This window comes from Escherichia sp. Lx600-2 (assembly GCF_036662595.1).
GTDB classification, from domain to species: Bacteria; Pseudomonadota; Gammaproteobacteria; order Enterobacterales; family Enterobacteriaceae; genus Escherichia; species Escherichia coli.
Window position 1 is genome coordinate 1 of record NZ_JAYQWM010000083.1, and the last position, 14,823, is coordinate 14,823.

Here is a 14,823-nt window from a genome sequence, read left to right on the forward strand (position 1 = left end):
AGGAGAGCAATGTGAGTGCTGGATTTTATTGATGGCAGAGATATATAGTTTTGACCAGGATCAATTTTCGTTAACGATAAAAAACATTTAAAGAATAACCCCATGGAAATACGTGTTGACTGAATCATTTTTCCGAATGATTGTTTTCTGGAACTAAATTATGTAAAGGTTATGCTGTCATATTTAAAGCGATTGTAAGCTAATGTATGTAATAAATGAGATAATTTACAGTAAGCTAAAAATCAGCCAGGCGATAATGACCCGGCTGATAGTTTTAGTCTTTAGCTGTTGCATTTTGTTTATGAAACAGTTCACGGAACACCGGATAAATATCATCCTGGTCGCGGATGTGCTGCATCGCAAAGTTGTCGAAAGTAGATTGCAGATGCTCATATTCTCGCCACAATGTCTGATGTGCACGACGAGTAATTTCGATATAGCTGTAATAACGAACAACAGGTAATAATTTTTTCGCCAGGATTTCATGGCAAAGCGGAGAGTCATCGGCCCAGTTATCGCCGTCCGATGCTTGTGCAGCGTAAATATTCCACTGTGCCGGGTTATAACGCTCTTTCACTACCTCATCCATCAGTTTCAGGGCGCTGGAAACAATGGTGCCGCCAGTTTCCTGCGAGTAGAAAAACTCATGTTCATCGACTTCTTTCGCCTGGGTATGATGGCGGATGTATACGACTTCCACGTTCTTATACGTCCTGCTGAGGAACAGATACAGTAGAATATAAAAACGCTTAGCCATATCTTTAGTGGATTGATCCATTGAACCGGAAACGTCCATCAGGCAAAACATCACTGCCTGGCTGGAGGGATCGGGCCGCTTCTCGTAGTTCTTGTAACGTAAATCGAAGGTGTCAATAAAAGGGACGCGTTCAATTTTGGCACGTAATTCTGCAATTTCTTTGCGCAGACGTTCCTCTTCCAGCAGCTGAGCAGGTTCACTGTTGCTGATGATGGCCAAATTCTCTTCCAGTGCATGAAGTTCCCGCCGCTTGCCTGCCGTCATGGCTGTGCGTCGCGCCAGTGAGTTCTGCAATGAACGCACAACGCTGATATTGGCCGGAACGCCGTTAGCGGTATAACCCGCCCGATGCGTTTTATATTCGGTCAGCTGGCGTTGTTGGGTTTGTTTCAGATTCGGTAAGGCCAAATCTTCAAAGAGCAGATCAAGATACTCATCTTTCGAAATCTGAAAGACGAATTCATCCTGACCTTCACCATCCTGGCTGGCCTGGCCCTGACCACTGCCGGAACCTCCGCCGCCACCCTGGGGACGTTCAATTCGGTCGTTCTGGACGAAATGGTCATTGCCCGGATGTACGCGGTGGCGCAGGCCGCCACGCCCCTGATGAAACATCGGTTCGCTAATATCTTCCGTGGGAATGGATACGGATTCGCCGCTGTCGACGTCAGTCACCGAACGCTTATTAATGGCCTCGGAGATCGACTGTTTAATTTGCGCTTTATAACGGCGTAAAAAACGCTGGCGATTCACCATGCTTTTGTTTTTGCCGTTCAGACGCCGGTCAATAAACCAGGTCATATGCCCCCCGTACTACATTTGCCAACTGTATGCTACGCCTGTGTTGCCATTTCTCTGGCCCACGGTTCGCTGTCGTTGTAGGCCCGGTAGCATGTGTACCGGGCCAGGGTTGTTAAGACGATTTACGTACGCGCAAATACCATTCGCACAGTAAACGCACCTGTTTACGGGTGTAGCCTTTTTCCATCATACGGTCGACAAAGTCGTCGTGTTTCTTCTGCTCGTCGGTTGACGTTTTGGCGTTAAACGAGATAACCGGCAACAGCTCCTCGGTATTGGAGAACATTTTCTTCTCGATAACCGTGCGCAGTTTTTCATAGCTGGTCCAGTTCGGATTGCGTCCGCTGTTATTGGCTCTGGCGCGCAGTACGAAGTTAACAATCTCGTTGCGGAAATCTTTTGGATTACTGATCCCCGCCGGTTTCTCGATTTTCTCCAGCTCGGCGTTAAGAGACTCGCGGTCAAACAGCTGCCCGGTATCCGGATCGCGATACTCCTGATCCTGAATCCAGAAATCCGCGTAGGTAACATAACGGTCGAAAATGTTTTGCCCATATTCGGAATAGGATTCAAGGTAGGCCGTCTGGATCTCTTTGCCAATAAACTCGGCATATTTCGGGATCAGATAACCTTTCAGGAACTCCAGATAGCGTTCTGCCTGCTCTTGTGGGAACTGCTCGCGCTCGATCTGCTGTTCCAGGACGTAGAACAGATGGACCGGGTTTGCCGCCACTTCTACATGATCGAAGTTGAACACGCGGGAGAGGATCTTAAACGCAAAACGCGTCGACAGACCGTTCATCCCTTCATCGACACCGGCGTAGTCACGATATTCCTGATATGACTTGGCTTTGGGATCGGTGTCTTTCAGACTTTCGCCATCATAAACCCGCATCTTTGAATAAATGCTGGAGTTTTCTGGCTCTTTCAGGCGCGAAAGAATGGAAAAACGTGACAGTGTTTCGAGCGTGCCAGGGGCGCATGGGGCGTGAGTCAATTCACTGTGATTAAGCAATTTCTCGTAGATTTTGATCTCTTCGGAAATGCGCAAGCAATATGGCACCTTCACGATGTAAACACGGTCGAGGAAGGCTTCGTTGTTTTTGTTATTACGGAAAGTGACCCATTCGGACTCGTTCGAGTGGGCAAGAATAATCCCGTTGAACGGCAGGGCGGAGATACCTTCCGTCCCGTTGTAGTTACCTTCCTGAGTGGCGGTTAACAAGGGATGCAGCACTTTAATCGGTGCTTTAAACATCTCAACGAATTCCATGATCCCCTGGTTGGCGCGGCACAGTGCGCCGGAATAGCCATAGGCGTCTGGGTCATTCTGCGCGTAGTGTTCGAGTTTACGAATATCGACTTTCCCTACCAGCGCGGAGATGTCCTGGTTGTTCTCATCACCGGGCTCTGTTTTGGCGATAGCAATTTGTTGCAGAATGGACGGCCAGACCTTCACTACCCGGAACTTAGTAATATCGCCACCAAATTCATGCAGACGTTTTGCCGCCCACGGCGACATGATGGTGCCGAGATAACGGCGAGGAATGCCATACTCTTTTTCCAGAATCTGCGCATCTTCCTGCGGATTGAAAAGACAGAACGGATGATCGTTGACCGGGCTACGCTCACCGTTGGCGCTCAATACATAAATCGGTACGAGCTGCATTAATGATTTCAGTCGCTCAGCAAGCGATGATTTACCCCCACCCACAGGCCCCAGCAGATACAGGATTTGTTTCTTCTCTTCCAGCCCCTGAGCCGCGTGTTTCAGATAAGAGACAATCTGTTCAATCGCGTCTTCCATGCCGTAAAACTCTTCAAACGCCGGATAACGTGCAATGACCCGGTTAGAAAAGAGTCGAGAAAGTCTGGGTTCCTGGGCTGTATCGACCATGACAGGCTCACCGATAGCCATCAATAGCCGCTCAGCCGCGTTGGCATAAGCACTGCGATCTTGCCGACAAGTGGTAAGAAACTCCTGCAGTGTGAACTCTTCGTCCTTGGCAGCTTCATATCGCTGGCGATAGTGATCGAATATATTCATGGTATGCCGTCCTTTCGTTTTTTAGCACAGGTTAAGAGCCGTTCATATGAATAGTAGAGGCTCCCGGAAGAGGTAAACTGAACGACGTCTCTTGCTAAAACACAGCAACTCTCATGCCATTTTATCGACGATGAGAACAACGTGCCCGGTGATACACCTTCAAAATTAAGCGTAGATGGCAAATGGAAAACTTGCCTACACGGCTTTCTTAATTTCAATGGCATATCAACAACTCATCCATAAATTTTGCATAATTAATGTAAAGACCAGGCTCGCCAGTAACGCTAAATTCATTTGGCTGTAAGCGCGGTGTCATCCGCGTCAGGAAAATTAAACAGTTACTTTAAAAAATGAAAACGTAAAAAGGTTGGGTTTCGATGTATTGACGGGTAAACTTTGTCGCCCGCTAAACATTTGTTTAAGGAATGATTAATTGTGACCAAACTCAAACTTCTGGCACTTGGAGTGCTTATCGCAACGTCTGCAGGCGTAGCGCACGCTGAAGGTAAATTTTCCCTGGGCGCAGGCGTAGGTGTCGTTGAACACCCATATAAAGATTACGATACCGATGTTTACCCAGTACCGGTAATCAACTATGAAGGCGATAACTTCTGGTTCCGTGGCTTAGGTGGTGGTTACTACCTGTGGAATGACGCAACGGATAAACTTTCAATTACCGCTTACTGGTCGCCGCTTTACTTCAAAGCTAAAGACAGTGGCGATCACCAAATGCGTCACCTGGATGACCGTAAGAGCACCATGATGGCTGGTCTGTCTTATGCTCACTTTACCCAGTACGGTTACCTGCGTACCACCCTGGCTGGCGATACCCTGGATAACAGCAACGGCATCGTCTGGGATATGGCCTGGTTGTATCGTTACACCAACGGTGGCCTGACCGTGACTCCGGGTATTGGTGTGCAGTGGAACAGCGAAAACCAGAACGAATACTATTATGGCGTATCGCGCAAAGAGTCCGCTCGCAGCGGTCTGCGTGGCTATAACCCGAACGACAGCTGGAGCCCTTACCTGGAGCTGAGCGCCAGCTACAACTTCCTCGGCGACTGGAGTGTTTACGGTACCGCGCGCTACACCCGTCTGTCTGATGAAGTTACTGACAGCCCGATGGTGGATAAATCCTGGACTGGCCTGATTTCTACCGGGATCACCTACAAATTCTGATAATGCATCTTTCCAGGGCATTTTGTGCATAAAAACAGGGCGTCACGCCCTGTTTTGCATTACGGTGGTGCAATACCTGGGAGGAAACAATGCAACAAAAAATGATTCAATTTAGTGGCGATGTCTCACTGCCAGCCATAGGGCAGGGAACATGGTATATGGGCGAAGATGCCAGTAAGTGTAAAACAGAAGTTGCTGCACTACGCGCGGGCATTGAGCTCGGTTTAACCCTCATTGATACCGCCGAAATGTATGCCGATGGTGGTGCCGAAAAGGTGGTTGGGGAAGCATTAACCGGTCTGCGTGATAACGTCTTTCTCGTCTCTAAAGTCTATCCGTGGAATGCTGGCGGGCAAAAAGCGATAAATGCATGCGAAGCCAGTTTACGCCGTCTCAATACTGATTATCTCGATCTCTACTTATTACACTGGTCTGGCAGTTTCGCTTTTGAAGAGACTGTCGCAGCGATGGAAAAAATGATCGCCCAGGGAAAAATCCGCCGCTGGGGCGTTTCGAACCTTGATTATGCTGATATGCAGGAACTCTGGCAGCTGCCGGGGGGAAATCAGTGTGCCACTAATCAGGTGCTTTACCATCTCGGTTCACGAGGGATTGAGTACGATCTACTCCCCTGGTGCCAGCAACAGCAGATGCCGGTGATGGCTTACAGTCCGTTAGCCCAGGCCGGGCGGTTGCGCAATGGACTGTTAAAAAACGCGGTAGTCAACGAAATTGCACATGCTCACAATATCAGCGCGGCACAAGTATTGTTGGCGTGGGTAATCAGCCATCAGGGTGTGATGGCGATTCCAAAAGCGGCCACGATTGCCCATGTCCAACAGAATGCGGCTGTGCTTGAGGTCGAACTTTCGTCAGCGGAATTAGCCATGCTGGACAAAGCGTATCCGGCACCAAAAGGAAAAACTGCGCTGGATATGGTGTGATGTTGATACGTGCCGGATGCATCGCACCCGGCACACAACATTGACGCAAATTAACGTTTGGCAACGCGAATGGATTGCGCCAGATGTGCAGGTTTTTCTTTGGTCACTTTTTGCATTTCTGAGGCGTAAGCTGTTTCTACACAAACAAAGGTCTTGTAGCCATCGTCCGGCATGTCGCCCATGCTAACTGAAAGCGCCGGTCCCGGGTTCCAGCCTACAACGTTCAGATGATGCTGGTGGCCTACGGCGATAATACGATTCAGCGCTTCATCATTAATCACGCTGCAATCTTGCGGATTCAGATACACGCGATCGGTACGGTCAGGGAAGGTCTGAATACCGTCGGTCAGTACATCTTCTTTCGCGTCATTTACTTTATCAATGAAGCGATCGCCCAGCCCACTGACGCTTACCTTAGCGATATCACCCACGTTAAAGTAGGTATGCAGGGCAGAGGTGGTTTCAAATTCGCCGTGTGCTTCAAGATCGATTTCACAGGTTTTACCCACGCGGAAATGCGCTAACAGCGTAAAGTCGTGCGGCCAGAATTTTTTCGTCTCTTCGCTTTGTGTCAATTCAAAAGTCAGCGCTACGCCATCAGCATCTTCACGATGTGATTTCAGCGTCCACGGCAGGTTGCGGGCAAAACCGTGCGCAGGCAGGCCTTGTTGTGCCGCCGGACCAAACCACGGCCAGCAAACCGGTACGCCACCGCGAATAGCGACGCCATTTTTGAACGGTGTGTTGTTGCTCAACCACAGAACTTCTTCTTCACCCGCAGGTTTCCACGAGAGAAGGTGTGCGCCCTGTAATGCAAAAGAGGCTTTTACCTGGGGATGATCGACCACAATGAGGTCCAGTTCATCCAGTTTACGACGGGAGAGGACAGGGGAGATTTGTTCGATGACCGGAAGGGCAAAAATTTTCTTAATCATGACGCAGTCCTTTAACTTCATTTTATCAGGTAAAAAAAAGAGCGACCGAAGTCGCTCTTTTTAGATCACAGTGTCATCTCAACTTATTTGGAGATGTGAGCGATCAGGTCCAGAACTTTGTTGGAGTAACCGGTTTCGTTGTCGTACCAGGATACCAGTTTCACGAAGTTGTCGTTCAGAGCGATACCAGCTTTAGCATCGAACACGGAAGTGCAAACTTCGCCGTTGAAATCGGTAGATACTACGTCATCTTCGGTGTAGCCCAGAACGCCTTTCATTTCGCCTTCAGCAGCAGCTTTAACGGCAGCTTTGATCTGCTCGTAAGTTGCAGCTTTTTCCAGACGAACGGTCAGGTCAACTACAGATACGTTCGGGGTCGGAACGCGGAACGCCATACCAGTCAGTTTGCCATTCAGTTCTGGCAGTACTTTACCTACAGCTTTAGCAGCACCGGTAGAGGACGGGATGATGTTCTGGGAAGCGCCGCGGCCGCCGCGCCAGTCTTTGTGAGACGGACCATCAACGGTTTTCTGAGTAGCGGTAGTAGCGTGAACGGTGGTCATCAGACCTTCGATGATGCCGAAGTTATCGTTGATAACTTTAGCCAGCGGAGCCAGGCAGTTGGTGGTGCAGGAAGCGTTGGAAACGATGTCCTGGCCAGCATATTTGTCGAAGTTAGCGCCTTTAACGAACATCGGAGTGTTGTCTTTAGACGGACCAGTCATAACCACTTTCTTCGCACCAGCGGTGATGTGTTTACGAGCAGTTTCGTCAGTCAGGAACAGACCAGTTGCTTCAGCGACAACGTCAACACCAACTTCGTCCCATTTCAGGTTAGCCGGATCACGTTCAGCGGTAACACGGATTTTTTTACCGTTAACGATCAGATGACCGTCTTTCACTTCAACGGTACCGTCGAAGCGGCCGTGAGTGGAGTCATATTTCAGCATGTATGCCATGTAATCAGCGTCTAACAGGTCGTTGATTGCAACGATCTCGATGTCAGAACGTTTCTGAGCAGCACGGAAAACAATGCGACCGATACGGCCAAAACCGTTGATACCTACTTTGATAGTCATATATTCCACCAGCTATTTGTTAGTGAATAAAAGGTTGCCTGTAAAATTACAAAAACCTTACGCAGCGTCAAGCGGAATCGTGTCAATCATTGCGACAAATCAATCCTGTGCCTAAGCATTACGCGACTGACTCGCCTCACTCTTCCTTTGGGCTTGAGACCACATGGGGTCGGCGCCCCGAATTTTAAAGGGCAATTACGATAAAAATGTGATTTTCATCACGATTTAGGTGCAGCCATTTCGTCGAGATCAAGTTTAGGACAAAATTTTGCCAGTTGGTGTTAATGTTTTGTTAGAATTAGTCACGTAATGTGAGCACGATTAAAGTGAGATGTGAGCAAATGGCTAATAAACCTTCGGCAGAAGAACTGAAAAAAAATTTGTCCGAGATGCAGTTTTACGTGACGCAGAATCATGGGACAGAGCCGCCATTTACGGGTCGTTTACTGCATAACAAGCGTGACGGCGTATATCACTGTTTGATCTGCGATGCCCCGCTGTTTCATTCCCAAACCAAGTATGATTCCGGCTGTGGCTGGCCCAGTTTCTACGAACCGGTAAGTGAAGAATCCATTCGTTATATCAAAGACTTGTCACATGGAATGCAGCGCATAGAAATTCGTTGCGGTAACTGTGATGCCCATCTGGGACATGTCTTCCCCGACGGGCCGCAGCCAACGGGCGAACGTTATTGTGTTAACTCTGCCTCTTTACGCTTCACTGATGGCGAAAACGGCGAAGAAATCAACGGTTGAAAAAACGATTCAGCAGCTTATTCCACAGGAGCGGAAAAATTATGAATCTTGATGACATTATCAACAGCATGACGCCTGAGGTATACCAGCGTTTGTCGACCGCCGTTGAACTGGGGAAATGGCCCGATGGCGTTGCGTTGACCGAGGAACAAAAAGAGAACTGCCTGCAACTCGTGATGCTGTGGCAAGCCCGCAATAATACCGAAGCGCAGCATATGACAATTGACACAAATGGTCAGATGGTCATGAAGAGCAAACAGCAGTTAAAAGAAGATTTTGGTATCTCAGCAAAGCCGATTGCCATGTTTAAGTAAGTGGTTCATCCCCTTTTTGCCGCGGCTATGAAGGGGATAGCCAACAATGACCCCACGACTCGTCTCAATTATCTCGCCCCGACCTGGCTAAGTCCCAGTCCGATCTCTTGCAGTCGCGTTCACGCCTGAATGACTTCTCCTGAACTTAAGTCTCAGACCTATTTGGCCGGTAATCCCTCTCGAATTTGCTCTTTTTGCGTCCCGCCTTCCATCAACCTGTAACAGACCGAGCCATTTTCTGCGTAATTGTGATCTAAGTTGTAAAACGCAGATCATTATCTGTGTTTTACAGATTTAATGTTGACCTCAAAAATCATGTGGGTAAGTATGATGGCCATCTAAGCAAAACAAAACACAGAGGATGACGCAATGAAAGCATTGGCTCGGTTTGGCAAGGCCTTTGGCGGCTACAAGATGATTGATGTCCCACAACCCATGTGTGGCCCGGAAGATGTAGTGATTGAAATTAAAGCCGCGGCAATCTGCGGCGCAGACATGAAGCACTACAATGTCGATAGCGATTCTGATGAGTTTAACTCTATCCGCGGCCATGAGTTCGCAGGTTGTATTGCGCAGGTTGGTGAAAAAGTCAAAGACTGGAAAGTGGGGCAACGCGTCGTATCGGATAACAGCGGTCACGTTTGCGGCGTTTGTCCGGCCTGTGAACAAGGTGATTTTCTGTGTTGTACAGAAAAAGTAAACCTTGGTCTGGATAATAATACCTGGGGCGGTGGTTTTTCCAAATATTGTCTGGTACCTGGTGAAATTCTCAAAATTCATCGTCATGCGTTGTGGGAAATCCCTGATGGTGTTGATTATGAGGACGCAGCCGTACTTGACCCTATCTGTAATGCCTACAAATCCATCGCGCAGCAATCGAAATTCCTTCCTGGTCAGGATGTGGTCGTCATCGGCACTGGCCCACTCGGGCTGTTCTCCGTACAAATGGCGCGAATTATGGGGGCGGTAAATATCGTCGTCGTTGGTCTGCAAGAAGATGTGGCGGTCCGCTTCCCGGTTGCAAAAGAACTGGGTGCGACGGCAGTAGTAAATGGTTCTACCGAAGATGTGGTGGCGCGCTGCCAGCAAATTTGTGGCAAAGACAATCTGGGACTGGTGATTGAATGCTCCGGTGCCAATATCGCACTGAAACAAGCCATCGAAATGCTCCGCCCGAACGGGGAAGTGGTACGCGTTGGAATGGGCTTCAAACCTCTTGATTTCTCGATTAATGACATTACCGCCTGGAACAAAAGCATCATTGGGCATATGGCCTATGACTCCACCTCATGGCGTAACGCTATCAGGCTATTAGCCAGCGGCGCTATCAAAGTCAAACCGATGATCACGCATCGTATCGGCCTGTCGCAATGGCGCGAAGGGTTTGATGCGATGGTCGATAAAACCGCAATCAAAGTGATCATGACTTACGACTTTGATGAATAACAACTTTCCTGAAGGAACGTTATCGCATGGAACAGATAACAAAACCGCATTGTGGTGCACGGCTGGATCGCTTACCGGATTGCCGCTGGCATTCGTCAATGTTTGCCATCGTCGCGTTTGGCTTGCTTGTCTGCTGGAGTAATGCCGTTGGTGGCTTGATCCTCGCGCAGCTGAAAGCGTTGGGCTGGACAGATAATTCCACCACAGCCACATTCTCAGCAATCACGACCGCCGGAATGTTTCTCGGTGCGCTGGTGGGCGGCATCATTGGCGACAAAACCGGTCGCAGAAATGCGTTCATCCTCTATGAGGCCATTCATATTGCCTCGATGGTTGTCGGTGCTTTCTCACCGAATATGGATTTCCTTATTGCCTGCCGTTTTGTGATGGGAGTTGGGCTGGGAGCTTTACTGGTTACGCTGTTTGCTGGTTTCACCGAATATATGCCCGGTAGAAATCGTGGAACGTGGTCAAGTCGGGTTTCCTTTATTGGCAACTGGTCATATCCGCTCTGTTCATTGATAGCGATGGGACTCACGCCGCTGATTAGTGCAGAGTGGAACTGGCGGGTACAACTGCTTATCCCTGCAATATTGTCGCTTATCGCTACGGCGCTGGCCTGGCGCTACTTTCCTGAATCCCCGCGCTGGCTGGAATCGCGCGGACGGTATCAGGAAGCCGAGAAAGTCATGCGGAGTATAGAAGAAGGCGTCATACGCCATACAGGTAAACCTTTGCCGCCCGTGGTTATTGCTGATGACGGTAAAGCACCACAAGCGGTGCCATATTCAGCCTTACTGACAGGAGTATTACTGAAACGCGTGATATTAGGCTCTTGTGTGCTGATTGCCATGAACGTTGTGCAGTACACACTAATTAACTGGTTGCCAACGATATTCATGACCCAGGGGATTAATTTAAAAGACTCGATTGTTTTAAATACCATGAGTATGTTTGGCGCGCCATTTGGCATTTTTATTGCCATGCTGGTGATGGATAAAATTCCGCGTAAAACAATGGGTGTGGGGCTATTAATCCTGATTGCGGTGCTCGGATATATCTATTCACTGCAAACCAGCATGTTGCTCATAACGTTGATTGGTTTCTTCCTGATTACTTTCGTCTATATGTACGTTTGCTATGCCTCGGCAGTGTATGTCCCTGAGATCTGGCCGACAGAGGCCAAACTCCGTGGCTCCGGTCTGGCGAATGCGGTAGGGCGAATCAGTGGTATTGCCGCACCTTATGCCGTTGCAGTGCTGCTCAGTAGTTATGGCGTTACGGGAGTCTTTATTCTTCTGGGGGCGGTTTCAATTATTGTCGCAATTGCTATCGCCACCATTGGAATCGAAACCAAAGGTGTCTCCGTTGAAAGTTTAAGTATTGATGCAGTAGCCAATAAATAATACGGGTGGATTCAAAATGAAAAATTCAAAAGCAATATTGCAGGTGCCGGGCACAATGAAAATTATTTCAGCAGAAATACCAGTGCCTAAAGAAGATGAAGTTTTGATTAAAGTAGAATATGTCGGTATTTGTGGTTCAGATGTACATGGTTTTGAATCAGGTCCGTTTATTCCGCCTAAAGACCCAAATCAAGAAATTGGCCTGGGTCATGAATGCGCCGGGACGGTTGTGGCTGTGGGAAGCCGCGTGCGCAAATTTAAAACGGGGGATCGGGTAAATATCGAACCTGGCGTTCCTTGCGGTCACTGTCGTTACTGTCTGGAAGGCAAATATAACATCTGCCCGGACGTTGATTTTATGGCGACACAACCCAACTACCGCGGCGCATTAACGCACTATCTGTGTCATCCGGAGAGCTTTACTTACAAACTGCCCGACAATATGGACACGATGGAAGGGGCGCTGGTGGAGCCTGCCGCAGTCGGGATGCATGCCGCGATGCTGGCAGATGTTAAACCGGGTAAGAAGATAATTATTCTGGGATCAGGTTGTATTGGTTTGATGACGTTGCAAGCGTGCAAATGCCTGGGAGCAACGGAAATTGCCGTCGTTGATGTGCTGGAAAAACGTCTGGCAATGGCGGAACAGCTTGGTGCGACAGTGGTTATTAACGGCGCAAAAGAAGACACTATTGCACGCTGTCAGCAATTTACCGAAGACATGGGCGCAGATGTTGTTTTCGAAACAGCGGGTTCTGCGGTCACCGTTAAACAGGCACCTTATCTGGTAATGCGCGGCGGTAAAATTATGATTGTTGGTACTGTACCCGGCGATTCGGCAATCAATTTCCTCAAAATAAATCGTGAAGTCACTATCCAGACGGTATTCCGCTATGCCAATCGTTATCCGGTCACGATTGAAGCTATTTCTTCAGGGCGATTCGATGTGAAATCGATGGTGACGCATATTTACGATTATCGGGATGTACAACAGGCATTTGAAGAGTCAGTTAACAACAAACGCGACATTATTAAAGGCGTTATTAAGATTAGCGATTAATTAATACGGGAGAACAGAACATGCTCGCAGATATCAGATATTGGGAAAACGATGCCACAAATAAACGTTATGCTATTGCCCATTTTAATGTATGGAATGCAGAAATGTTGATGGGCGTTATCGACGCAGCCGAAGAAGCGAAATCACCGGTTATTATTTCTTTTGGCACAGGTTTTGTCGGCAACACCTCATTTGAAGATTTCTCTCACATGATGGTATCAATGGCACAAAAAGCAACGGTGCCGGTAATAACTCATTGGGATCATGGTCGGAGTATGGAGATTATTCATAACGCCTGGACTCATGGTATGAATTCATTAATGCGTGATGCTTCCGCATTTGATTTCGAAGAAAATATTCGTTTAACCAAAGAGGCTGTTGATTTCTTCCATCCGCTGGGTATTCCGGTAGAGGCGGAATTAGGGCATGTCGGTAATGAAACCGTTTATGAGGAAGCTCTGGCGGGCTATCACTATACCGATCCTGACCAGGCGGCTGAATTTGTTGAACGTACGGGCTGTGACTCATTGGCTGTCGCCATCGGCAACCAGCATGGGGTTTATACGTCAGAGCCACAATTGAACTTTGAGGTCGTCAAACGCGTACGCGATGCCGTGTCTGTTCCGCTGGTTTTGCATGGCGCATCGGGGATCAGTGATGCCGACATTAAAACTGCAATTTCGTTAGGTATCGCGAAAATCAACATCCATACGGAGCTCTGTCAGGCCGCAATGGTCGCAGTGAAAGAAAACCAGGATCAGCCTTTCCTGCATTTAGAACGTGAAGTACGTAAAGCTGTAAAAGAACGGGCATTGGAAAAAATTAAACTGTTCGGTTCTGATGGCAAAGCGGAATAATGATATGGATAATCTCGACGTTATTTGTATAGGTGCCGCTATTGTTGATATTCCATTGCAACCGGTCAGTAAAAATATCTTTGATGTGGATTCTTATCCTCTTGAAAGAATCGCAATGACCACCGGGGGTGATGCAATAAATGAAGCAACAATTATTTCTCGTCTGGGCCATCGTACAGCATTAATGAGCCGTATTGGTAAAGATGCCGCAGGGCAGTTTATTCTCGACCATTGCCGCAAAGAGAATATTGATATTCAAAGCCTGAAGCAGGACGTCAACATAGATACCTCTATTAATGTTGGACTGGTGACGGAGGATGGCGAGCGGACGTTTGTCACAAACCGTAACGGCAGTCTGTGGAAATTGAATATTGACGATGTTGATTTTGCGCGGTTTTCCCAGGCGAAATTATTATCACTGGCCAGTATTTTCAACAGTCCACTATTGGATGGTAAAGCGCTAACAGAAATTTTTACGCAAGCTAAAGCCCGGCAGATGATTATCTGTGCCGATATGATCAAACCGCGGTTGAATGAAACGCTGGATGATATTTGCGAAGCATTGAGTTATGTCGATTATCTGTTTCCTAATTATGCCGAGGCAAAATTACTCACCGGGAAAGAGACACTGGATGAAATTGCTGACTGCTTTCTTGCGTGCGGCGTAAAAACGGTGGTGATTAAAACGGGTAAAGACGGCTGCTTTATCAAGCGTGGTGACATGACGATGAAGGTGCCGGCGGTCGCAGGAATAACCGCCATCGACACCATTGGCGCGGGCGATAACTTTGCTTCAGGTTTTATTGCGGCACTGTTAGAAGGCAAAAATCTGCGTGAATGCGCACGCTTTGCCAATGCAACGGCGGCTATCTCGGTTCTAAGCGTCGGTGCCACCACCGGCGTAAAAAACAGAAAGCTGGTCGAACAATTGCTGGAAGAATACGAAGGATAATGAAGGCAAATGAAAAAGATACCTTTAGGCACAACGGATATTACGCTTTCGCGAATGGGGTTGGGGACATGGGCCATTGGCGGCGGTCCTGCATGGAATGGCGATCTCGATCGGCAAATATGTATTGATACGATTCTTGAAGCCCATCGTTGCGGCATTAACCTGATTGATACTGCACCAGGATATAACTTTGGCAATAGTGAAGTTATCGTCGGTAATGACTCCAACTTATTGATAGTGTTTTATGTTCAGATAATGCCCGATGACTTTGTCATGCAGCTCCACCGA

The 14,823-nt window shown here is 48.1% G+C and carries 15 protein-coding genes and 1 pseudogene; 10 read left to right on the forward strand and 6 right to left on the reverse strand.

The window, feature by feature from the left end:
• The 3 genes from OQV04_RS20050 to yeaG all read right to left on the reverse strand — a co-directional run.
• The coding region (locus OQV04_RS20050; RefSeq protein ID WP_332642700.1) for a hypothetical protein at window positions 1-128 on the reverse strand (128 nt) is incomplete at its 3' end.
• A 146-nt stretch (window positions 129-274) separates the two neighbouring features.
• Window positions 275-1,558: a YeaH/YhbH family protein gene (locus OQV04_RS20055; RefSeq protein ID WP_032281015.1), complete on the reverse strand. Its 1,284-nt coding sequence runs from the start codon at window positions 1,556-1,558 to the stop codon at window positions 275-277.
• A gap of 112 nt (window positions 1,559-1,670) precedes the next feature.
• Window positions 1,671-3,605 (reverse strand): protein kinase YeaG, encoded by a 1,935-nt coding sequence (yeaG, locus tag OQV04_RS20060; protein ID WP_001019882.1) that lies wholly within the window; start codon window positions 3,603-3,605, stop codon window positions 1,671-1,673.
• A 435-nt stretch (window positions 3,606-4,040) separates the two neighbouring features.
• On the opposite strand from yeaG, the gene mipA reads away from it, so the two are divergent.
• A complete protein-coding gene (gene mipA / locus OQV04_RS20065; protein ID WP_000163771.1) occupies window positions 4,041-4,787 on the forward strand; it encodes a scaffolding protein MipA in 747 nt (248 codons plus the stop codon).
• Between the two features lie 89 nt (window positions 4,788-4,876).
• Window positions 4,877-5,731 carry a methylglyoxal reductase YeaE gene (yeaE, locus tag OQV04_RS20070; protein ID WP_032281013.1) on the forward strand — a complete coding sequence of 285 codons (855 nt, stop codon included), beginning with the start codon at window positions 4,877-4,879 and terminating at the stop codon, window positions 5,729-5,731.
• 50 nt (window positions 5,732-5,781) lie between these two features.
• On the opposite strand, the gene OQV04_RS20075 is transcribed toward yeaE, so the two are convergent.
• Window positions 5,782-6,666, reverse strand: a complete 885-nt coding sequence (locus tag OQV04_RS20075; protein WP_032281011.1) for a D-hexose-6-phosphate mutarotase — start codon at window positions 6,664-6,666, stop codon at window positions 5,782-5,784.
• Between the two features lie 83 nt (window positions 6,667-6,749).
• Complete coding sequence (gene gapA, locus OQV04_RS20080; RefSeq protein ID WP_000153502.1) at window positions 6,750-7,745, reverse strand: glyceraldehyde-3-phosphate dehydrogenase; 996 nt, start codon at window positions 7,743-7,745, stop codon at window positions 6,750-6,752.
• A 341-nt stretch (window positions 7,746-8,086) separates the two neighbouring features.
• Between gapA and msrB the strand changes: the two genes are divergently transcribed.
• The 8 genes and pseudogenes from msrB to OQV04_RS20120 form a co-directional block, all read left to right on the forward strand.
• A complete protein-coding gene (gene msrB, locus OQV04_RS20085; RefSeq protein ID WP_001284618.1) occupies window positions 8,087-8,500 on the forward strand; it encodes a peptide-methionine (R)-S-oxide reductase MsrB in 414 nt (137 codons plus the stop codon).
• 41 nt (window positions 8,501-8,541) lie between these two features.
• The gene (locus OQV04_RS20090; RefSeq protein WP_001046791.1) at window positions 8,542-8,814 is read left to right on the forward strand and encodes a YeaC family protein; all 273 of its coding nucleotides are present in this window, start codon (window positions 8,542-8,544) and stop codon (window positions 8,812-8,814) included.
• Window positions 8,815-9,183: 369 nt separating this feature from the next.
• Window positions 9,184-10,260 carry a zinc-binding dehydrogenase gene (locus OQV04_RS20095; protein WP_032281010.1) on the forward strand — a complete coding sequence of 359 codons (1,077 nt, stop codon included), beginning with the start codon at window positions 9,184-9,186 and terminating at the stop codon, window positions 10,258-10,260.
• A 26-nt stretch (window positions 10,261-10,286) separates the two neighbouring features.
• On the forward strand, window positions 10,287-11,666 hold the full coding sequence (locus OQV04_RS20100) for an MFS transporter (RefSeq protein WP_000435284.1): 1,380 nt from the start codon (window positions 10,287-10,289) through the stop codon (window positions 11,664-11,666).
• Between the two features lie 16 nt (window positions 11,667-11,682).
• Entirely contained in the window at window positions 11,683-12,726 is a 1,044-nt protein-coding gene (locus OQV04_RS20105; RefSeq protein ID WP_032281008.1) for an NAD(P)-dependent alcohol dehydrogenase, read from the forward strand.
• A 20-nt stretch (window positions 12,727-12,746) separates the two neighbouring features.
• Window positions 12,747-13,583: a ketose-bisphosphate aldolase gene (locus OQV04_RS20110; RefSeq protein WP_000878903.1), complete on the forward strand. Its 837-nt coding sequence runs from the start codon at window positions 12,747-12,749 to the stop codon at window positions 13,581-13,583.
• A gap of 4 nt (window positions 13,584-13,587) precedes the next feature.
• Window positions 13,588-14,535 carry a sugar kinase gene (locus OQV04_RS20115; RefSeq protein WP_021577578.1) on the forward strand — a complete coding sequence of 316 codons (948 nt, stop codon included), beginning with the start codon at window positions 13,588-13,590 and terminating at the stop codon, window positions 14,533-14,535.
• Between the two features lie 9 nt (window positions 14,536-14,544).
• Window positions 14,545-14,751, forward strand: a pseudogene (locus OQV04_RS20120) (aldo/keto reductase); the annotation flags it as partial.
• A 12-nt stretch (window positions 14,752-14,763) separates the two neighbouring features.
• Here OQV04_RS20120 and OQV04_RS25200 read toward each other — a convergent pair.
• Window positions 14,764-14,820: an IS1 family transposase gene (locus OQV04_RS25200; RefSeq protein ID WP_003032489.1), complete on the reverse strand. Its 57-nt coding sequence runs from the start codon at window positions 14,818-14,820 to the stop codon at window positions 14,764-14,766.
• Between the last annotated feature and the right edge of the window lie 3 nt (window positions 14,821-14,823).